17 protein-coding genes are annotated in these 20,716 nt (G+C 72.3%); 10 read left to right on the top strand and 7 right to left on the bottom strand.

The features are described from left to right. The first annotated feature begins 152 nt into the window (after positions 1-152). The 4 genes from U8525_RS28165 (at position 153) to U8525_RS28180 (ending at position 4,605) form a co-directional block, all read left to right on the top strand. The gene (locus tag U8525_RS28165) at positions 153-2,501 is read left to right on the top strand and encodes a GMC family oxidoreductase N-terminal domain-containing protein (RefSeq protein WP_374269781.1); all 2,349 of its coding nucleotides are present in this window, start codon (positions 153-155) and stop codon (positions 2,499-2,501) included. 102 nt (positions 2,502-2,603) lie between these two features. Next, the gene (locus tag U8525_RS28170) at positions 2,604-3,119 is read left to right on the top strand and encodes a DUF2267 domain-containing protein (protein WP_374269782.1); all 516 of its coding nucleotides are present in this window, start codon (positions 2,604-2,606) and stop codon (positions 3,117-3,119) included. A 46-nt stretch (positions 3,120-3,165) separates the two neighbouring features. Then, entirely contained in the window at positions 3,166-3,423 is a 258-nt protein-coding gene (locus U8525_RS28175; RefSeq protein ID WP_374269783.1) for an acyl-CoA-binding protein, read from the top strand. A gap of 12 nt (positions 3,424-3,435) precedes the next feature. After that, complete coding sequence (locus U8525_RS28180) at positions 3,436-4,605, top strand: metallophosphoesterase (protein ID WP_374269784.1); 1,170 nt, start codon at positions 3,436-3,438, stop codon at positions 4,603-4,605. A 10-nt stretch (positions 4,606-4,615) separates the two neighbouring features. Here U8525_RS28180 and U8525_RS28185 read toward each other — a convergent pair whose 3' ends face one another. The 3 genes from U8525_RS28185 to U8525_RS28195 all read right to left on the bottom strand — a co-directional run bounded on the left by U8525_RS28185 (position 4,616) and on the right by U8525_RS28195 (position 8,045). Beyond that, entirely contained in the window at positions 4,616-5,044 is a 429-nt protein-coding gene (locus tag U8525_RS28185; protein WP_374269785.1) for a hypothetical protein, read from the bottom strand. A 63-nt stretch (positions 5,045-5,107) separates the two neighbouring features. Beyond that, on the bottom strand, positions 5,108-6,268 hold the full coding sequence (locus U8525_RS28190) for a hypothetical protein (RefSeq protein WP_374269786.1): 1,161 nt from the start codon (positions 6,266-6,268) through the stop codon (positions 5,108-5,110). A 16-nt stretch (positions 6,269-6,284) separates the two neighbouring features. Then, entirely contained in the window at positions 6,285-8,045 is a 1,761-nt protein-coding gene (locus U8525_RS28195) for a VWA domain-containing protein (protein WP_374269787.1), read from the bottom strand. A 484-nt stretch (positions 8,046-8,529) separates the two neighbouring features. Here U8525_RS28195 and U8525_RS28200 point away from each other — a divergent pair, with 484 nt between their 5' ends. Next, complete coding sequence (locus tag U8525_RS28200; protein ID WP_374269788.1) at positions 8,530-9,201, top strand: RNA polymerase sigma factor; 672 nt, start codon at positions 8,530-8,532, stop codon at positions 9,199-9,201. 46 nt (positions 9,202-9,247) lie between these two features. Continuing rightward, on the top strand, positions 9,248-10,438 hold the full coding sequence (locus tag U8525_RS28205; RefSeq protein ID WP_374269789.1) for a zf-HC2 domain-containing protein: 1,191 nt from the start codon (positions 9,248-9,250) through the stop codon (positions 10,436-10,438). A gap of 54 nt (positions 10,439-10,492) precedes the next feature. Here U8525_RS28205 and U8525_RS28210 read toward each other — a convergent pair whose 3' ends face one another. The 4 genes from U8525_RS28210 to U8525_RS28225 form a co-directional block, all read right to left on the bottom strand. Beyond that, a complete protein-coding gene (locus tag U8525_RS28210) occupies positions 10,493-11,836 on the bottom strand; it encodes an AraC family transcriptional regulator (protein WP_374269790.1) in 1,344 nt (447 codons plus the stop codon). 11 nt (positions 11,837-11,847) lie between these two features. Further along, positions 11,848-12,384, bottom strand: a complete 537-nt coding sequence (locus tag U8525_RS28215) for a zf-HC2 domain-containing protein (RefSeq protein ID WP_374269791.1) — start codon at positions 12,382-12,384, stop codon at positions 11,848-11,850. Further along, complete coding sequence (locus U8525_RS28220) at positions 12,381-13,019, bottom strand: RNA polymerase sigma factor (protein WP_374269792.1); 639 nt, start codon at positions 13,017-13,019, stop codon at positions 12,381-12,383. The genes U8525_RS28215 and U8525_RS28220 overlap by 4 nt, the downstream gene beginning before the upstream one ends. A gap of 128 nt (positions 13,020-13,147) precedes the next feature. Then, positions 13,148-13,618, bottom strand: coding sequence for a PaaI family thioesterase (locus U8525_RS28225; protein ID WP_374269793.1), 471 nt, complete (start codon positions 13,616-13,618; stop codon positions 13,148-13,150). A gap of 140 nt (positions 13,619-13,758) precedes the next feature. Between U8525_RS28225 and U8525_RS28230 the strand changes: the two genes are divergently transcribed. The 4 genes from U8525_RS28230 (at position 13,759) to U8525_RS28245 (ending at position 20,593) form a co-directional block, all read left to right on the top strand. After that, on the top strand, positions 13,759-16,080 hold the full coding sequence (locus U8525_RS28230; RefSeq protein ID WP_374269794.1) for an ATP-dependent helicase: 2,322 nt from the start codon (positions 13,759-13,761) through the stop codon (positions 16,078-16,080). Positions 16,081-16,262: 182 nt separating this feature from the next. Beyond that, positions 16,263-17,906, top strand: coding sequence for a DUF1592 domain-containing protein (locus U8525_RS28235; RefSeq protein WP_374269795.1), 1,644 nt, complete (start codon positions 16,263-16,265; stop codon positions 17,904-17,906). Continuing rightward, the gene (locus U8525_RS28240; protein WP_374269796.1) at positions 17,903-19,330 is read left to right on the top strand and encodes a DUF1552 domain-containing protein; all 1,428 of its coding nucleotides are present in this window, start codon (positions 17,903-17,905) and stop codon (positions 19,328-19,330) included. The genes U8525_RS28235 and U8525_RS28240 overlap by 4 nt, the downstream gene beginning before the upstream one ends. A gap of 96 nt (positions 19,331-19,426) precedes the next feature. Continuing rightward, entirely contained in the window at positions 19,427-20,593 is a 1,167-nt protein-coding gene (locus U8525_RS28245; protein WP_374269797.1) for a lytic polysaccharide monooxygenase, read from the top strand. Positions 20,594-20,716 lie beyond the last annotated feature (123 nt).

A 20,716-nucleotide genomic window follows, 5' to 3' on the forward strand; every position in this document is an offset into this window, starting at 1 on the left:
CCCCGAGGACAGGCGGGAGGCGAGGGAGGGCCGGAGAGTGGATCCGCGCCGTTGGACCGCGCAGCATGCGGCCCGCCATCCCTGGCGTCAGCGGGGGGGAATAAAAAGGCGGCATCAGGAAGAAGGCGGCGGTCGGGCCGCCAGGAGTGCGCATGCGCAGGCTGTCATCCCCGTTGAGTGAGCTGGCATCCCACTACCCCGTGGTCGTCGTGGGGTCGGGCTATGGCGGAGGCATCACGGCCAGCCGGCTGGCTCGCGCGGGGCAGCAGGTGTGCGTGCTCGAGCGCGGCCGGGAGCTGCACCCGGGGGAGATGCCGCGCACGCCCGCGCAGGCGCTGGCCGAGTTCCAGCTCCACTGCGCCCCGGGCCAGGGCGACCTGGACGTGGGCAGCCCCACCGGTCTCATCGAGGTGCACCGCAACGGCGACGTGTCCGTCATCGACGGCTGCGGCCTGGGCGGCACGTCGCTCATCAACGCCGGCGTGACGATGCGCCCCGACCCGCGCGTGTTCGAGGACCCGCGCTGGCCAGCGGCCCTGCGCGCCGACGTGCAGGGACTCCTGGAGGACGGCTTCACGCACGCGGAGCTGATGCTGCGGCCCCTGCCGTACCCGGAGGACCACCCGCCCCTTCAGAAGCTCAAGACGTTCGGCATCTCCGCGGAGAAGCTGGGCGGACGGCTGACGCGGCCGCCGGTGGCCGTGACGTTCGAGGCGGGCGTCAACGCCGCGGGCGTGCGGCAGCCGGGGTGCTCGCTGTGCGGTGACTGCGCCACGGGCTGCAACACCGGCGCGAAGAACACCGTGCTGATGAACTACCTGCCGGACGCGCACGCGCACGGCGCCCGCATCTTCACCGAGGTCGCGGTGCGCGCGGTGGTGCCGGACGGCGCGAAGTGGCGGGTCTACTACCGCCCCCTCAACACCGGCCGAGAGCGCTTCGACGCGCCCGACGCGTGGCTCACCGCGGACCGGGTCGTCCTGGCGGCCGGCACCATGGGCACGACGGAGCTCCTCCTGCGCTCGCGCGAGCTCGGGCTGTCCGTGTCCTCGAAGCTGGGCCACCGCTTCAGCAGCAACGGCGACGTGCTGGCCTTCGGCTACAACCTGGACATGCCCGTCCACGGCGTGGGCCACGGCGAGCAGGACCACGAGACGCGCGACCCGGTGGGCCCCTGCATCGCGGGCGTCATCGACCAGCGCGACACCGCGCGGCTGGACGAGGGGATGATCATCGAGGAGGGCGCCATCCCCGGCGCGCTCGCGTCGCTGATGCCCGCGGCGCTCGCGGGGGCCGCGGCGCTGGTGGGCGAGGACACCGACGAGGGCATCCTGGACTGGGTCCAGGAGCGGCTGCGCCAGGCGGACAGCTTCGTGCGCGGCCCGGACCACGGCGCGGTGGAGCACACGCAGACGCTGATGGTGATGTCCCACGACGAGGGCAAGGGCGAGCTGCGGCTGGAGCACGACCGCGTGCGCCTGCACTGGCCGGACGCCGGCCGCGACCCGCAGCTCACCCGCATCGAGGAGCGCCTGCGCCGGGCCACCGCCGCGCTGGGCGGCACCTTCGTGCGCTACCCCCTCTGGTCCGAGGCCTTCGGCAAGGAGCTCCTGTGCACGCACCCGCTGGGCGGCTGCGTCATGGCCGAGCGGGCGGAGGATGGGGTGGTGGACCACGAGGGGCGCGTCTTCTCCGGCACGTCCGGCCACGCGGTGCACGAGGGCCTGTACGTGTCCGACGGCTCCGTGGTGCCGCGCTCGTTGGGCATCAACCCGCTGCTCACCATCTCCGCCGTCGCCGAGCGCGCCTGCGTCCTGATGGCGCGGCGGCACGGGTGGAGCATCGACTACACGCCGCTGCCGGAGGCCACCGCCCCCCAGGCTCCGGGGCCCGTGGGCGTCCGCTTCACGGAGACGATGCACGGCTTCGTGTCCGGCGACGTGCGGGCCTCGCACCTGGAGGCCGGGGACCCGGAGCGCGACGACGCCACGCCCCTGCGCTTCGTGCTCACCGTGACGACGGAGGACCTGGACGCGACGCTGCGCGATGAGCGCCACCCGTTGAAGCTGATGGGCACGGTGACGGCGCCGGTGCTGTCGTCCCGCCCGCTGGTGGTGACGCGCGGCGAGCTGCGCCTGATGACCCGCGAGCGCGCGCGGCAGGGCGGCCAGCGGATGGAGTACCTGTTGCACCTGCTCAGCGAGTCCGGCGAGGCGTACTACCTGGAGGGCTACAAGGACCTCTACGACGACCCGGGCCTGGACCTGTGGAAGGACACCACGACGCTGTTCGTGTCCCTGCACCGGGGGGACGGGCCGGAGGCGCCGTGCATCGGCCGGGGCTTCCTGCGGCTGACGGCGGAGGAGTTCGCGCGCCAGCTCACCACCCTGCGCGTGCTCAACGCCCGGGACGGTGTGCAGCGGGCCGAGGCGCTGGCCCGCTTCGGCGGCTTCTTCTTCGGCGCGCTCTGGGACACCTACGTCCGCCGCGTGGCCGCCTAGCAGCCAGCCAGCCGGCGGACTGTGCGGCAGGCCGCGATGACGTGCCCTCCGGGGCGAGCATGGTCACCCTGTCAACCACCGGGACCGACAGGGAGGAGCCCCATGGCTGAAGACCGTGATCCGCAGCGCCGCTCGGGCGCACCCCAGGACGAGGAGCATGCGGAGGAGCGGCGCGAGCTGTCCATCGAGGAGCGGCGTGCGCGGCGCAGTGCGATGCGGGCCAGTCAGACGTATGCCCGCTTCATCGACCACCTCTGTGAACGGGGCGGCATGTCCCCGAGCGTCGCCCAGCAGGCGGCCGTCTCCGTGCTCTGTGGCCTGGAGCAGCGCATCCAGGCGGAGGAGTCCCACGACCTGGAGGCGCAGCTGCCGCGCAAGCTCACGGAGCTCCTGCATCGGTGCGAGCGCCATGACACCGACCCCCGTCCGTCGAAGTTCGGACGCGACGAGCTCCTGAAGCTGGTGGGCGAGGACCTGGCCCTGCATCCGGACGCGGTGGAGCCCGTGGTGCGCGCGGTGATGGACGCCGTCCGCCATCAGATCAGCGAAGGCGAGGCAGAGGACGTGAGCGCCCAGCTGCCCGCGGACATCCGCCACCTTTGGCTGCCGACGATGTGAAGGGGGGCTGTTAAGGTCGCTGGCACACGCTTGCCGGAGACCGCGCATGGCCCTCGATGATGACTTCAGCGCCGCCCAGAGCCGGGTGAAGACGCTGCCCCAGGCCCCCTCGAACGACACGCTGCTGGAGCTGTACTCCCTCTACAAGCAGGGCACGGAGGGGGACGTGCAGGGCAAGCGCCCCGGCATGCTCGATATCAAGGGCCGCGCGAAGTACGACGCGTGGGCCGGCCGCAAGGGGCTGGCGAAGGACGCCGCGAAGCAGCAGTACGTGGCGCTCGTGGAACGGCTCCTGCGCGGATAGACCCAGCCCTTCATGGCCTCCTGGCTCCGGATGGTGCTGTTCCTCGTGCCGGTCACCACGCTGCTCGTGTTGGCGCACGTCTACCTGTACCGCCGCCTGGTGCGTGACGTGACGGCGAGCAAGGCCCTGCGCCGCGCGGGGAGGGTGCTCTTCGCTGGTGGGCTGGTGGGCTCGCTGGGCGCCCGGATGGTGGGGGCGATGTTCTCCTCCGAGGTCGCGCGGGGCATCGGCATCGTGCTGCTGGTGTGGATGGGGCTGGTGCTCTACGTGCTCATGTTCACCCTGGGGCTGGACGTGGTCCGGGGCGTGCTCACCCAGGCACGCGGGCTTCCGGAGCCACCGTCGCCGGAGCGGCGCGCCTTCCTCGCCAGGGGGCTCGCGGCGGGCGCCACCGTGGCGGGCGCGGCGGTGAGCACCCATGGCACCTGGCGCGCGTTCCACCCGCCGGACGTGAGGGACATCCCGGTGCGGCTGCCCGGGCTGCCCAAGGCGCTGGAGGGCTTCACGCTGGTGCAGCTCACGGACATCCACATCGGCGGCGTGTTGCAGCGCCGCTTCGTGGACGAGCTGGTGGCGCGCACCAACGCGCTCAAGCCGGACCTCATCGCGGTGACGGGCGACCTGGTGGACGGCTCGGTGCCGGAGCTGGGGCGCTACGCGGCCGGCTTCGGCGCGCTCAAGGCCCGGCACGGCGCGTACTTCGTCACCGGCAACCACGACTATTACTCCGGCGTGGAGGCCTGGACGGAGTTCGTGCGAGGGCTGGGCATCACCGTGCTGCGCAACCGCGCGGTGACCATTGGTGACGCGGGCGCGTCCTTCGACCTGCTGGGCGTGGACGACTGGAGCGCGAGCCGCTTGGGGGAGTCCGGTTACGACCTGGACGCGGCGATGAAGGGCTTCAGGCCGGACCGGGCGTCGGTGCTGCTGGCGCACCAGCCCTCCAACTTCGAGGTGGTGGCCCAGCGGGGCGTGGGGCTCCAGATCTCAGGGCACACGCACGGCGGGCAGATGTTCCCGGGCAACGTGCTGGGCCGACTCATCTGGGGCGAGACGAACGCGGGCCTGAGCCAGCGGGGCGACTCGCAAATCTATGTCAGCCGCGGGTGCGGCTTCGTGGGCCCGCCCATGCGCGTCGCCGCGCCCCCGGAGATCGCTCGCATCATCCTGCTGCCGGGCTGAGGGACGCGGCTCACGGTTTGCGGTGGGCTCCGTCCAGGAGCAGGCCGTCCTCCTGGAGGATGGTCGGCCCGGGCCGGGGCCTCCCATACAAGAGCCCCGAGGCGATGCGCAGCGGCGCGGCCCACGCGGGCTCGTCGCGCACCACCACGTCCTCGCCGCCCATGCGGACCACCATGCCGTCGGGGGCCACCACGGAGAAGCGCAGCGGTCGCCCCAGCGCCGTCTGGAGCGCGGCCATGGTCGTCTCGTCCTCCTGCGAGAAGGCCAGGGGACCTTCCGGGTGGCTGTGGGTGATCTCCACCAGCAGGTCCCGCAGGCTCCAGATGGCTTCCCAGCGGGAGCGGGAGTCCGGAAGCGCCAGGGGATCGTCGAACGAATCCCCCCACATCACCCGGTCCCCTGGTCCGATGAGCAGGCACACCTCGCGCGTCGTCGACATTCCGTTCGTCCTCCCAAGTGGCCCTTACCGACGCGTGGAGAGAGTCCGGTCGGACACGTGGCTTCAGGCGTGCCGGGTGATGACCAGCGCGTCCGTGTCGATGGCTTCCCGGAGCACGGACGGCAGGCTCTCCAGCGTGACCTGGGCGTCCGCGCCCGCGAGGCACACGCCCGCGTCGCGCACGCGCAGCGTCGCGGCCTCCACGACCGTGACGAAGCGCTCGCCCATGAACGTGTAGACGACCTCCAGCAGGCCATCTCCCAGCCGGCGGTGGCCCAGCAGCCGCGCGCCGGCCTTGTCCAACGCGTGCTCCACCCGTGCGCCGACGTCGGACTCCGCGCGCCAGTGCTCCCGGCGAGCGGAGGCCCGGCCGTTCCGCGCGCCTGGAGGCTGGGATGAAACGTGCGCGTCCCACAGGCGGGCCTCCGCGCGGTGGCGGGCCTCCCACTGTTCGCGCTCGCGCCCTGACAGCGGCCGGGCGATCTCGCGCCCCTCCGCGTCCTGCCAGGCCGCTTCCGTTCCGTGCCTGGGGCCGGTCCACGCGTGCGGCTCCGCGATGGGCTCCTGAAGCATCCGCACGCGGGCCGCTGCTTCGCGCCGGGCCTCCAGCTCCGCCTGCATCCGGAGGAATCGCGCCCGCTCCTCCACCAGCGCGCGCAGGCAGCGCTCCGCCTCCGCGCGCCCCTCGCGCGCCACGTCGAGCACCCGCGCACGGGCCTCCACGGGCGCGAACGGGATGCCCGTGCCGCGAGACGCCGTCTCCAGCACCGAGAAGCCGAACGCCGCGCGCAGCGCCGCGCCGACACCACGCGCGTCCCCCAGCGGGCGGTCCTCCTCCAATGCTCGGCGCGCCGCCTCCTCCGCGTCGCCCTCGAACTCCACGCCCTCGAAGAGGAGCGTGCCGTCATGCCAGCGCCGCGCCGTCACCGGCGACAGGCGCGGCGGCTCCTCCTCCGGCATCAACGCCAGCGGTTCAGCCACCGCGCCCTCGCGCACCAGCCGCGTCCCCCAGAGGTGGCCCCGCACGCGCGGCAGCGCCTCCAGTCCTTCCGGAGACGCCGGTTCGCGCGCGGTGGCCTCGCGGCCCTTCACCTCGAAACGCCACCAGCCCGGGGCGACGGGCTGGGGAACGCGCAGGCGGCGTGAAGGCGCGTCCACGGTCCCGCCGCCGAAATACGGCAGCACCGCCGACTCCACCTTTCCGAGCAGCTTCCGGTAGTCCACGCCCCTGCCTCCCGCTTCACGCCACCTTCAACAGCGGCGTGCTCATCACCCGGTCCACCCAGCCGGACTGGCTGGCCCCCGCCGCGCGCGGAGCGTCCATCAGCGCCTGGAGCACGCGCGGCACCTGATACGGGTCCGCGAACTGCCCCACGCTCACCTCGCTGAAGGGCACGCCCAGCTGCTTCGCGCCCGAGCGCACCGTGCTGCCGCGCGCCCCCGCCACGCTCACCAGCAGCGCCATGGCCGCCACGCTGTAGCCACACGCGTGGAAGGCCCGGGCGAACTGGTCGCCGGCCTCGCCCGCCTCGTCACCCACCACCATCACCACCAGCTTCGCCTCCGCCGGGATGCGCACCCCGGAGCGGTGCAGCGCGTGGACCCCGGCCGCGTGCACCGTGCCGCCAAACGCCGTGAGCCTGGACAGCATGTGCTGCACCGCCGTGCGGTTCGCCGCCTTGGGCTGAAGCACCGTGCCCATGGTGTCGAACGCCGCCACGTGCAGCTTGTCCAGCGGGAAGCCCGCGAGGATGCGCGACAGCGCCTCCTTGGACTGCTCGATGGCGCCCTCCATGGAGCCCGACTTGTCGATGAGGAACATCACCCGCACGTCCGTCTCCGCCGTCGCCTCCGCCACCGCCTTCTTCACGGCGTTGTCGCTCGCCTCCTCCAGCTTGCGGCGCACGTCCTCGCTCCGGACGTTCTTCGCGATGTTCAGCGAGCGCTGATCCGTGGCGCTCGCCACCGCCCGCTCCCAGCGCGCCTTCACGGACGGCTCCTGCAGCAGGCCCAGCTCCTCCAGCGTGGGCGTCATCAGCCGCAGGTCGCGGTCCGACAACGACGGCAAGAGCGTGGCCAGGATGGCGGGCGTGAGGCCCACGTCCTTCGGCAGCCGGCCCACGACCTCCTTGTAGGAGAGCCGCTCCAGTTCAATCCACTCGCAGATCTCCGCCTCGGAGAGGCCGTCGAAGCGCTCGCGCTTCACCAGCGTGAGCCCCTGCAGCCCCACCTGCCGGTGGCCGCCGTCCGCCTGCTTCTGCTTCCAGCCGAGCACCTCGAAGAAGCCCTGCGACTGGGGCTTGTAGCCCGCCTTGCGCGCCAGCCGCTTCAGCGTCTCCTTGTAGCCCGCCTTCACCAGGCCCTGGAGCATGGGCAGGTTCGCCTCGCGCGCGGCCAGCCACTTCTGCGCCACGCGCTTCCAGCGGCCCAGGGGCGGCTTGCGCGACGCCGGGTCTCCGAAGCCCGCGGCGCGGTTGAGGCGCGCGATCTCCGGCGTCTCCAACAGCTCCGCCACGCGCAGCACGGCCTTGGGCGTGAGCATCCGCGTGGAGTGGCGCACGTAGTGCAGCACCATGGCCTCGCCGATGGCGCGGTAGTCGTCGTCGTGGAAGGCGATGGTCCCCTGGCCGTCGCGCACGGGCTGGCCCGCGTGCTCCTGCACCAGCATCAGCGCGCAGGTGGCCACCTTCAGGTCTCGCCAGTCCGTCTGCGTCAGCGCGTAGGACGCGAAGTGCGCCATCAGCGTCGGGTTCAGGCGGTAGAGCTCCAGCAACTGGCCGTACAGCTTCACCGCGGCGGGCACGAACAGGCCCGGCGCCACCTTGCGGCCGCGGGCCTTCGCCTTCGCGTCCGCGCTGGCGGCGGCCACCCAGGTGCCGTCCACGTCCAGGCCGGGGCGGTGGTGCCACAGGTGGGCGGAGCCGCCGAGCACCACGTCGAGCAGCCGCTCGGCTGGGCCGCGCTGCGTCTCCGGAAGGGTCGTCTGGGTGCGAGCGGTCATGGCGGTCGTCCCCCTTTCGGGACGGAGGCATGCCCGGAGGGGCTGCCTGGGGTGGGAGGGAGGAAGTGAGCGCCCGAGTGAGGAAGCCAGAAGGCTGAATGAACGGTTCAGTGCCGGACCGCCGGCGGGCCCCCCGCCTCGTGAGCGGAGGGGTGGAGTCGAACCACGGCGTGTAGGGCCTCTTCGGCCGGGCGCTCGAAAGCGATGCGCCCCTGGACGCCCCCCGGCCGGAATCCTGACGGCGCGGTTCCAGGCCTTCTTCCGGGGCCTTGCGGGCCTGCCCGTCCCTCTTTGGAGAACGCCCGCCGCGTCATGCGCGACGGGCGAGGAAAGCGCGTCAGGAAACGCGGGAGGTGGGCGTCAGGGGCCCCTGTAACCAGTCGGAGGCTGTTCGCGGATGCAACGTGTTAATTTGCCGCGCCACATCCCCGTAACCCAACCTCCCGGGACGAGGACCTCCCGGGACAGCCTCCAGGGTCTCCCGGTGTACGAGCAGCTCACGGATGAGGAATTGTTCGCGGAGGTGACGCGGCGCCGAGCCACGGGCGAGGCCGTCGGGACTCCGCTGGGGGCCCTGTGCGCGCGGTGGGCGCGCCCGGCCCGGTACGTCATCAGCAGGATCCAGGGCAGCTACGGACGGGGCTCGCCGGCGGACGCCGACGAGCTCTTCCAGGACGCGGTGGGGAAGTTCATCGACCGGGGCCTGGACCAGTTCCGGGGTGTGTCCGAGCAGATGCCGGGCAGGAGCGCGTCTCCCAAGACGTTCTTCCTGCGCATCGTCAAGCACGTCGCCATCGACTTCTACCGGCGGCACCGGGAGGAGCTGGCGCCCGCGCCGGCCTCGCCCGACGACGTGATGGAAGAGACCCCGTCCGAGGTGGCCCGGGCGGTGGAGGGCGCACGGCGTCGCGAGGAGCGCGCCGAGGCGCAGGAGCTGTACTGGGCCGCCTACGCCAGGCTCCAGCAGGAGCACCCGAAGGAGGCTTCCGCATGGGAACTCTATCACCACGAGGACGTGGAGGATCACGAGGAATGCGCACGTCGTTTGAACATCAGCGTGGTGAACTCGTACAAGCGCGTCAGTCGCGCCCAGGCATACCTGCGCTTGTACCTGCTGGAGTTGCAGCGGGACGGACTGCCGGAGGACCCGTCGTGATGCCCCGCGGGGGCATGCCGTCCTCCGCCCTGCCCGGGATGCCGCGATGAAGAGCGATGCGCTGTCTCGCTACCAGGCCCGGTTCGCGCGCCTGGGCGCGGGCCCCCTCGCGGTGGGTGAGCTGTTGGAGGTGGTGGGGGACGTGCTGCGCCGCTCGGACCGGCTCGGCACCGACGGGGTGGAGGAGGCCTTGAAGGGCCTCGGCCGTCCCGAGCTGGAGGCTTGGCTGGCCCAGCAGAAACCGCAGGCGCTCCAGCCGGTGCTCCTGCGCGCCGCCGAGGAGTCGATGGAGGTGGCGCTGGGCGAGGAGGGTGACGAGGCGGAGCTGTGGCGCGCCTCCGCGCTGGAAGGGCTGGCCGCGCGGGACCGGGCCGCCTCCGCCGCCCGCGCGCTCGTCACCTGGGAGATGTTGAAGGGCCCGTTGGACGGGGAGGCGGGCGCTGCCCGCGAGCGCTTCCTCGGAGCGTTGGGGCACCTGGACACCGCGCTGCGCCCCCGGGCGCGCTGGTTCATCCCGCTCAACGCCGAACGCCGCGCCGAGCGTGACCTGCTGGACCCCGTGGAGCGCCCCGGCGCCTGGTGGTTCTCCGCGCGGGCCGGCTGCGATGACCTGGTGGCGTCCTGGACGGGCCGCCCCATGCGGGACCCGGAGCACCTGAAGGACTGCGCCAGCTGCCGCGCGGACCGGGCGGACACCGCGGTGGTGGACACGCCCCCGCGCCGCCACCTCACGGACGACGAGCTGTGGCGGCTGGACTCGGGCGAGATGAGCCGCGAGGAGCGCGAGCGCGTGGAGGCCCATACGGCCAGCTGCGGCGAGTGCGCGCAGGCCGTGCTGGCGCTGGAAGAGGGCGACGCCGCCATCGAGGAAGCGCTGGAATTGGAGGAGGACGGGGCGCAGGCCCCGCGCGCGGCGCGCGACTCGCGCGCGGACGTGGCCCGGCGCCCGGGCGCGGCCCGTCTTCCGGAGCACCGCGAGGTGCTGGAGGAGCGGCGCGACTTCCGCGTGGTGCTGGTGCGTGAGCGTCAGCGGCTGAGGCTGCTGGTGCAGCCCCTGGGCGCGCGGCCCGTGACGGCCGCCGTCTTCCTGTCGCCCGGGCGTCCGTCGCTCAAGCCGACGCAGGGGCCGGAGGGGCTGTCCTTCGACCTGTCCACGGCGCTGGCCACCGGCGCGCACTCGGCCCACCTCACGGTGCAGGCCGGGCAGGAGACGCTGGAGCGCGACTTCGCGTTCTGAAGCGCCGCGGCGGAAGGCGGGGCGGGGCCCTTCCTTCCCGCGTCCGCCGGGCCTTCAGCGGGACCGCGTGGCGGGGCGGTTGCTTCCGGCGGAGTTGTCCGGCTGCGGAGAGCGCACCGGGGGGCTCGGCACCGGCGTCGTGAAGGGTGACGGGTCGCGGCGGAAGCTGTTGGCGAGGAAGGACACCACCAGCTGCGTGAGCGGCGGCCGGGTGGCGAGCGCGACGCCGCACACGTCGATGCGGTCCATCTCGTGCACGCCCTCCAGCTGCCGGTAGACGTTGCAGCCCTGCTCCGCGTGGGCCGTCCGGTCCCGCGCCAGCTTCCGCTCGAAGACGCCCCAGCGCATGTACAGGAGATCGGGGCTCAGGCGGATGTCCACGGGGCCGGTGCCCCAGGTGCCCTGGATGCGCGTGGTGGGGCCGCCCGCGTGCACCTTCACGCTCAGCGGGTAGTTGCGGTAGGTGCCGTTGACCTCGATGCCGTGCTCGAAGAGCTCGTCGCCCACGGTGCCCTGCCACAGCTGGCCCTTGCCCTTCACGAGCGGGGTCTCCGTCTGCACGCGCAGCGCGTCGAACCAGTAGTAGCCCACGCGGCCCAGCCGCTCACCGTTGTTCCAGACGAGGGACTGCGGCGCGTCCTCCAGGCCCTGGGGGCCGGAGGGCAGTGGCTGCGGAGGGGTGAGCAGGTTGGTGGTCTTCACCGACGCGTCCACCGTCTCGAAGCGCACGCCGCCGAGCCACGCCTGGCCGGTGCCGCTCATGATGAGGCCCGCCATGATGGTGGTGGCCTCTTGCGGCACGTCCAGCACCACGTCGTAGCGCTTGCAGCCGTGGGTGCCCACCAGTGCGCGCGACTGCATGTTGTCGAAGGCGAGCGGCTGCCTGGGGTCGGCGCCCTCGACGCGCATCCACAGCCCCGCCCAGCCCTTCACGTCCTGGTGGCGCACGACCGCGGAGAAGCGCAGGCGCTTGCCCCGGAAGTCCTGCGCGCCGAAGGCCTGCATGAAGGTGCCGAAGCTGTCCGTGGCCTCGGTGCGCGAGCGCAGGAAGGCGCTGCGCGTGCCTTCGCACGGAGAGGCTTCATCCACGCCCGCCTCGTAGTGCTGGGGAGCGCTCTCCGTGACGTACCAGCCCTGCGGGAGCTTCGTCCGCGAGGCGTTCGGCGCCGCGGGCACGCCGCCGGAGGTGGCAGGCGGAGCCTCCGCGCGCGGCTGCGGCGAGGACGCGGCGACTGACGCCGCGCCGGGCGGGGACGTCGGGCCCGCCTTCCGCGCCATCGCCTCGGACGCGGCCACGGGAGGGGACGCGAGCGCCGGCGCGTCAGGGGACGGCTGGGCCGCCGCGAGGGGCGCCGAGAGCACGAAGAGCAGGCCGGGGATGCGGTTTCGGAGTGCCATGACAGAAGTCCTCACAGTGCGGACGGTCGCGAGCTCAGCGCCAATTGCCTCAGCCCGCTGGTCGTGTCGTAGCGGGGGACCTCGCCTTGTCCACCGGGGTGATACACGAGCAGCCCGCGTGAGCTCGCGGACCGGAGGCAGTGCTCCTGCGTGGCCAGATCCGGGCACGCGACCACGATGTCGCGGGGCGCCTCTTCCGCCTCCTGCGCCGCGATGGCCGACGCTTCCACGGGGGGCACGGGCGGAGAACCCGCCTCTCCACCTGGCCGCAGCAGCAGGAACACGGAGGCCGCCACCGCGACCAGCGCCGCGGCGACGGCGGCCGGACGGTGCCAGCGCGAGGGACGCACCACGACCGTGTCGCGCGGCAGGGAGGCGGCGACCTCATACAGCTGCTCCTCCAGCAGGGCCTCCTCCTGGAGCAGCCGCGCGCACGGCTCGCACGTGAGCGTGTGGGCCTCCAGCTCCGCCGCGGCTTCGGGTGGCAGCGCGCCCAGCAGGTACTGCTCCGTGCGGTCGCGGGTGAGGTGGGGCGTGGGCGGGCTCATGGCTTTTCCTCTTCGAGCGCGGTGCGCAGCTTCTTGCGGACCTCGCACAAAATCTGTCGCACGCGCTGGACGGACAGCCCGACGCGGGAGGCGACCTCGGCATGGGGAAGCCCCTGTCCGTCACAGGCCAGGAGGAAGACGTTGCGCGCGCCCGGCGACACCTGCTCCAGCGCGCTCCGGGCCCGGAGGAGCTGCTCCTCCGACAAGAGGCGCTTCTCCGCGGACTCGGCGGGGTCCACCGGCTGCTGCCGCTCCGGCAGGTCCTCCACCGTGCCGTCCAACGACTCGCGCCGCGTGCGCCGGGCGTCATCCGACGCGAGGAACGCCGCCTGGGCGAGCGCGAGGGCCGGCAGGCGCAGCTCCGTGAGCAGGCCCCGCTGCTGTTGCTGGATGAGGCGCGCCCACGTCTCCTGCGCCAGCTCCTGGGCCCGGTCCACCCGCAGGCCCCTCGCGAGCAGCGACACCACCACCCGGCGCTGATACCGGGCGATGAGCGCGTCCCACGCGTCCCGCTCTCCCGCCAGCGCGCGCCGGGACAGGGCCTCCTCGTCCGGCGCCGCGGGCCGGGCAGCCCTGCCTGTGTCCTGTCGCGACTGGCGGGTCGTCATCCCCAGGCCCTGTGCGGCTGCATCCATGCCGTCTTCCCGTTGCGAGCCGCGCTCGTCCCCCGGCGCGCGTTCCGGCCCCGGGCTTCCAGGGAAACGCGCCGTCAGGCCGGGCATATCGACGGGAATGGGCAAAGGAGCCCCAGGGTGGGGAAATGTCAGTTCGTGGCGGGGCTCTCGCCAGAGGCCCACTGCTGGGAGGAGACGCGCACCACGCCCTGGCAGCGGGCGCAGACGCGGCCCTCCGAGTCCATCAGCTTCGCGGAGGCGAAGAGGGTGGACGGGCCGCCGTTGTCGATGACGGCCTCCACCCGGAGGTGGTTGCCGGTAGCGGGGCGCTCGAAGCTCATGGACAGCTGGACGGTGGCGCAGCGGCGGGTGGGGTCGCGGAGCGCCGGGGTGCAGCCGATGGCGAAGTCGAAGAGGGCGGAGAGCACGCCGCCGTTGACGGCGGAGGCCCCCAGGCCGCCCCGGTGCTGGGGCTGCACCTCCGGGAGCTCCACCACCACCATGCGTCCTTCCGGGAAGGACATGCGGGCGCCGAAGTGGCGCAGGGTGAGGCTCTGGTTGAAGAGCTCCGCGAAGCGGTCGAGTTTTTCCTGGGAGGGGCGGGACGGGGAGTCGGACATGGCGGGTGACCCTTCTTATAACCCACGCACCTGCCCGTCCCGAGGGCGGACGGCCCGGCGGGCGCCGGGGCTGGCGGAAGACCCGGCACCGGCGCGCGAAAGACGTTAGAAGACGGGGTCCTCCCCCTGGTGGAAACCCCGTGAACGCCCACGAAACCGCCCTCCTCGAAGACCTCAATCCGCCCCAGGCGGAAGCCGTGCTCCACGGCGATGGCCCCCTGCTCGTGCTGTCGGGCGCCGGCAGCGGCAAGACGCGCGTCATCACCCGCCGCGTGGCCCACCTGGTGAAGGTCCGCCGCGTCTTCCCGTGGCGCATCCTGGCCGTCACCTTCACCAACAAGGCCGCGCGCGAGATGCGCGAGCGCCTCACCCAGCTCCTGGGCGCGCAGGCCAACGACCTGGTGGTGAGCACGTTCCACTCGGCCGCGGCGATGATCCTGCGCCGCGAGGCGGAGGCCGTGGGCCTGACGAAGTCCTTCGTCATCTACGACGACGGCGACCAGCTCAACTTGGTGAAGCGCGCCATGCGTGACGCGGGCGTGGAGCCGGTGATGCAGCCGCGCGAGATCCTCCACCGCATCGACCAGGAGAAGAACGCCGCGCGCCTGCCGGAGGACATGCGCGTGGAGCAGGACGACGTCCGCGGGCAGATCGTCAGGCGCGTGTACGCGGGCTACCAGAAGCTCTTGCGCGCGGCGAACGCGGTGGACTTCGGGGACCTGCTGCTCCTGCTGGTGAAGCTCTTCCGCGACCGGCCGGACGTGCTGGATCGCTACCGCACGCGCTTCACGCACGTGCTGGTGGACGAGTTCCAGGACACCAACCCCGTGCAGTACGCGCTCCTGCGCCAGCTTGCCCCGCCGCCGTCCGCGAACCTGGTGGTGGTGGGCGACGACGACCAGTCCATCTACCGCTGGCGCGGCGCGGACGTGGACAACATCCTCAACTTCCCCCGGCAGTATCCGGGCGCGAAGGTGGTGAAGCTGGAGCAGAACTACCGCTCCGACCAGAACATCCTCACCGCCGCGCACGAGGTCATCTCCAAGAACCCGCGCCGCATGGCGAAGAAGCTCTGGAGCGAGCGGCCCCAGGGGGAGAACCTGGAGCTGCTCCTGCACCGTGACGAGCGCGCGGAGGCGCAGGAGGTGGCCCGGCGCATCCTGGCCCTCCAGCGCGAGGGCTTCATCAAGTTCTCCAGCATGGCCGTGTTCTACCGGACCAACGCGCAGAGCCGCGTGCTGGAGGAGGCGCTCCGGCTGGCGCGCGTGCCGTACACGCTGGTGAGCGGCCGCAGCTTCTACGACCGCGCGGAGGTGCGCGACGCGTCCGCGTACCTGCGGCTGATGGTGAACCCCCGCTCGGACGCGGACCTCCTGCGCGTGCTCAACGTGCCGGCGCGCGGCATTGGAGACACGACCGAGGAGCGGCTGACGGACTTCGCGAACGAGCAGGGCCTGAGCCTCTTCGAGGCCCTGGGCGAGCGCCACCGCATCCCCAGCCTCAACGCCACCGCGCAGAAGCGGCTGGGCGGCTTCCACCAACTGCTCCAGTCGCTGCACGCCTTCGCCCTCACGGCGAAGGACGCGGCGGGCGCGGTGGACCAGATGCTGAAGGAGACGAAGCTCGTGGAGACGCTCGTCGCCGAGGGCAGCGACGAGGCGCTCACCCGCGCGGAGAACCTGAAGGAGCTCCTGGGCGCGGCGCAGGAGTTCGACCTGAAGCGCGCGTCCGACATGGTGGCCTCCGCCCAGGCGGCCGAGGCGCGCGAGGAGGAGGTGCCGGAGGGCGTGGACTCCGCGCCGCTCACCGCGGACATCCCGCCCCTGCAGTCCTTCCTGGAGCAGATCAGCCTGGTGGGCGAGGCGGACGCGGAGGTGCGCGAGGGCCGCGTGGCGCTGATGACGCTGCACGCGGCCAAGGGCCTGGAGTTCGACGCCGTGTTCCTCACCGGCCTGGAGGAGGGCGTCTTCCCGCACTCGCGCGCGCTCAAGAGCGACGACCCGGACGGCGGCGAGGAGATGGCCGAGGAGCGGCGGCTCTGCTACGTGGGCTTCACCCGCGCGCGCAAGCGGCTCTTCGTGAGCCTGGCGCAGTGCCGCTCCCTCTTCGGCGAGCTCAAGTACAACGCGCCCAGCCGCTTCCTCGCGGACGTGCCCCAGGCGCTGTTCGGCTTCAAGGAGAACGACCTGCCGCCCCCGCCGCGCGCCGCCATGCCCCAGCGCCGCCGCGGCTGGGACGACGACGAGACGGGCCCGCGCGTGGACCGCAGCTACTCCCAGGCCTCGTCCGACATGGACGGCGTGGGCGGCGACGTGCGCGGCATGCGCGTGCGACACGAGCAGTTCGGCATGGGCCGAATCGTCGCCGCGGAGGGCAGCGGCCCCAACGCCAAGGTCACCGTGGAGTTCGGCGGCAACGTGGGCCTCAAGCGCGTCATCGCGCGCTTCCTCATCCCCGGCTGAGGGCCGCGCGGATCCGGTGCGGGCAGCGGTTTCCAGCAGGCGTGTGACGCGCTGCCTGCCCGGCCGGGGTGCGGATTGACTTCCCGGAATTTCCAAATTGGGATGAGCGCCAACGAACGGAGGCGCTTCCCCCCATGGCGCTACGTCAACGACGGTGGACTTCCGCGCTGCTCGCGGGATCCTTGAGTTGCCTGACTGCCTGCGAAGGCCAGATTTCTGACGCGCTGAACCCGCGCAATCCTGGCCCCGGCGGCACGAACAACCCCCCTCCCGCGGTGGAGCAGCCGGCGCGCTCGGTGCGCGTCGCCCGGCTGACGCATGCGCAGTGGCTGAGCAGCGTGAAGGACCTGCTCAAGCTGGACGCGCCCCCCACGGCGCTGGCGCAGACGTTCCGCGCGGATCCGGCGCAGAGCGGCTTCCTCTTCGGGAACGACGCTCGCGCGCTGGCGGTGGATGAGGCGCTGTGGAGCGCCTACCAGCGCGCGGCGGCGGACCTGGCCGAGCAGGTGGCCACGGACGCGACGAAGCTGGGCAGGCTGCTGCCTGCCGGCGACACGACGGATGAGGCGCGCGCGAGGGCGTTCGTGGAGTCCTTCGGCCTGCGCGCGCTGCGCCGCCCGCTGACCGCGGACGAGGTGGAGACGTACCTGGCGCTGTACCGCCAGGGGCCGCGGGGGTACCCGTCCATGGCGGCGTTCCAGGGCGGCCTGCGGATGGTGCTGGAGGGCTTCCTCCAGTCGCCCCTGTTCCTCTACCGCGTGGAGCGCAGCACGCAGGCGGCGGACGGGAAGGTGCCGCTGGACGGCTTCGAGGTGGCGTCGCGGCTGAGCTACGCGCTCTGGAACTCCATGCCGGACGACGCGCTGTTCGCGGCGGCGCGGGAGGGCCTGCTGTCGAAGCGCGAGGGCGTGGCCGCGGAGGCGCGCCGGATGATGGCGGACCCCCGGGCGCGCGACGTGGTGGACGCCTACCACCAGGTCATCTTCGACGTGCCCCGCTACGGGCGCATCCTGCCCAACCCCACGCGCTTCCCGAACGTCACCGCGAAGCTGGCGGAGTCCGCGGCGAAGGAGAACGCGCTCTTCGTCCAGGACGTCGTCTTCGGGCGCAAGGGGCGCTTCACGGACCTGCTCACGTCGCGCGACACCTTCGTCAACGACGAGCTGGCGCGCATCTACGGCCTCACCGGGACGTTCACCGCGGACTTCGTGCCGGCGACGCTGGACGGCACGCAGCGCCGGGGCATCCTCACGCAGGTGGGCTTCCTCGCGTCGCACGCGACGTCGTTGGAGCCGGACCCCATCCACCGGGGCGTGTACCTGTCCGAGCGCATCCTGTGCCAGAAGATTGGCGCGCCGCCGGCCAACATCCCCGCGCTGCCCGCGCCCAACGGCCGCACCAACCGCGAGGTGGTGACGTCCCACACGGAGGCGCCCGGCACGGTGTGCGCGACCTGCCACGCGACGTTGATCAACCCGCTGGGCTTCCCCTTCGAGAACTTCGACGCGGTGGGCGCTTACCGCACCACGGACAACGGGCACCCGGTGGACGCGTCGTCGTCGCCGGGCATCGGCGGACAGAAGGTGTCCGTGAAGGACGCGCTGGACCTGGCGGACGCGCTCGCGAACGCGCAGGGGGTGCACGCGTGCTACGCGCGCCACTGGGTGGAGTTCCTGAGCGGGCGCCCCGCGGCGGAGGAGGACGAGGCGCTGGTGCAGCGGCTGGGGAGGCTGTCGCAGTCGGGGCAGCTGTCCATCGTGGACCTGGTCGTCGAGGTCGTGACGGGCGTGGGCTTCGTGAGCCGCCACCCGGAGGAGCTGCCGTGAAACTGAGCCGTCGACACATGTTGCAGGGCCTGGGCGGCGTGATGCTGGGGCTGCCGGTGCTGGAGGGGCTCCTGCCCAGGAAGGCCCGGGCCGCGGAGGCGGGCGCGCTGCCCTTCGCCATCTTCCTGCGACAGGCGGATGGCGTGGCCACCGCGCAGAACACCGAGGAGCTGGGCAGCGAGCCGGAGCGCTTCTGGCCGGAGCCCCTGGGCAACCTCACCACCACGACGCTCGCGGGCAAGTCGCTGCTGGAGCTGGCGGACCACCGCTCGCGCCTGCTGGTGGTGCGCAACGTCAACATGAAGGACTACAACTACGGGGACGGCCACGCCCGGGGCGCGCTCCAGAGCCTCACCGCGCGGGGCCCCGCCGTGGAGGGCGTGGGCGGTGACTCCGAGGCGTCCGGCGAGTCGCTGGACCACCGCATCGGCCGCGAGCTCAACCCGCAGAAGCGCGACTCGCTCTTCCTCTACGCGGGGAAGGCGGGCGGCTGGCTGGGCGGCCCCTGCATCTCCCACCGCGGCAGCGCGTCGCGCCGGGCCGCGCTGCATGACCCGTGGGTGGCCTACCAGACCATGGTGGGCGGCCCTGGTGGCCTCACGCCGGAGGCGCGCGAGCAGTTGCTGGTGCGCCAGAAGAGCCTCAACGACCTGGTGTCGGGCCAGCTCAAGGCGCTCCAGTCCCGGCCGGAGCTGAGCAGCACGGATCGGCAGCGCCTGGACCTGCACCTGTCCAACGTGCGCGACCTGGAGGTGGCCCTGAGCTGCCGCGCCCGCGCGGACGAGGAGCTGCGGCTCCAGCAGGAGGCGCCCGGCTACAACAGCACGGACGGCGACAAGGTGCTGGCCACGGTGCGGCTGCACATGGACATCGCGGTGCTGGCGGTGGCGTGCGGCACCACGCGCTCGGTGGCCATCCAGGTGGGGGACGGCAACGACGGCTCCACGCGCTACCGCGACCCGACGACGGGGCAGCTGATGGAGAACTTCCACTTCATCTCCCACCGCCGGCTGTCGCACGACGCGCAGGGCAGCGTCATCGCCGGGTCGGACGTGCTGCACTCGCGCGTGGACGCGCAGTTCGCGCAGACCTTCAACTACCTGCTGGACCGGCTGGCGGCGTACGCGATGCCGGACGGCAAGAAGCTGGTCGACCAGGGCGTGTCCGTCTGGTTCAACGACCTGGGCAACGGGCCGGCGCACTCGGCGCGCAACGTCCCGTTCATCCTGGCGGGCAGCTGCAACGGCTACTTCAAGCAGGGCGTCGCGGTGACGGCGGCCGGCGGCAACACGAGCCCCAACCTCAACAAGATGCTCAACACGATTGGCGCCGCCGTGGGCCTGAAGAACGCGGCGGGCGGTCCGCTGGATGACTTCGGCGACCCCTCGCTCCCCAAGGGCCTGCTGACGGAGCTGCTGGCCTGAGGGTCGTCAGGCGTGGCGCGGGAGCTCCTCGCGCCACGCCGTTGACCCGATCCGCCCGCGCCCTTCCTCCCTTCATTTCACACAGAGGAGGAAGGGATGTTCCCAGCAATCCGCAGGGCCCTCACCGCGTCGCTCGCATTCGTCTCGCTGCTGTCCGCCGGTCCGGCGGCGGCGCACGGCTCCATGGAAGTCCCCCTGAGCCGCGTCTATGGATGTTTCAAGGAGGGGCCGGAGAACCCCCGGTCCGCCGCGTGCAAGGCCGCGGTGCAGGCCGGTGGGACGCAGGCCCTGTATGACTGGAACGGCGTCCGGCAGGGCGCCGCCAACGGGCGCCACCGGGAGCTCATCCCCGACGGCAAGCTGTGCAGCGCCGCCAATGAGGGTCACAAGGGCTTGGACCTGGCGCGCACGGACTGGCCGTCCACGCTCATCACCCCGGACAGCAATGGCCGCTTCGAGTTCGTCTTCCACGCCACCGCGGTGCACGCCACGGGCTACTTCCAGCTCTTCGTGACGAAGGAGGGCTACAACCCGGCGCTGCCGCTGAAGTGGTCGGACCTGGAGGCGACGCCCTTCTGCAACGTCACCCACGTGACCGCGGTGAACAATCGCTATCGCCTCGACTGTCCCTTCCCGTCCGCGCGGACGGGCCCGCACGTCATCTACGCCATCTGGCAGCGCGCGGACAGCCCGGAGGCCTTCTACGCGTGCGCGGACGTGAAGTTCAGCGACGCGCCGCCCCCGCCGGTGTCGTGGAAGGAATTGGGCCAGGTGCAGGCGCGTGAGGACCTGCCCGGGGCGAGCAAGGTGACGTTCCGCCTCTTCGACAGCGCGGGCCGCGACGCCGAGTCGTATCCGCTCACGCTCGACGCGGCGACGCCCGCGGCCACGTGGATCTACCGGCTGGCGCAGCAGGTGAACGCGGGCTCCAGCCGCGTGCAGGTGGGCGTGCTGCAGACCACGGGCAGCGTGTCGCCGGTGCAGGATGCGCTGGGCAACCGCGTGTACGCGAAGGAGACGGGCTTCTCGTTCCAGGTGGACATCGAGAAGCCCTCCACCGACGGCGGCACCGGCGGGTCCGCGCAGTACAAGTACCCGGCGGGCATCGACAGCTACACGGCGGGCACGCGGGTGGAGGGCACGGACGGGCTCATCTACCGCTGCAAGCCCTTCCCGTACTCCGGCTGGTGCAAGGGCGTGGCGTCGTACTACGCGCCGGGCGCGGGCATCGCCTGGCAGGACGCGTGGGAGCGCGCCAACTAGGAGCGTGTCGGGGTAATCGGAAGAACCGATTTGAAAGGGAGGCAGAGGCGTGGTGCTCTTTGCCTCCCTATGAGCAAGACCTTCCGCCCCTACGCACCGGAGCAGTCGGAGTTGCTGCCGCCC

Source organism: Corallococcus sp. RDP092CA (assembly GCF_041903675.1).
In the GTDB taxonomy this organism is placed as follows: domain Bacteria; phylum Myxococcota; class Myxococcia; order Myxococcales; family Myxococcaceae; genus Corallococcus.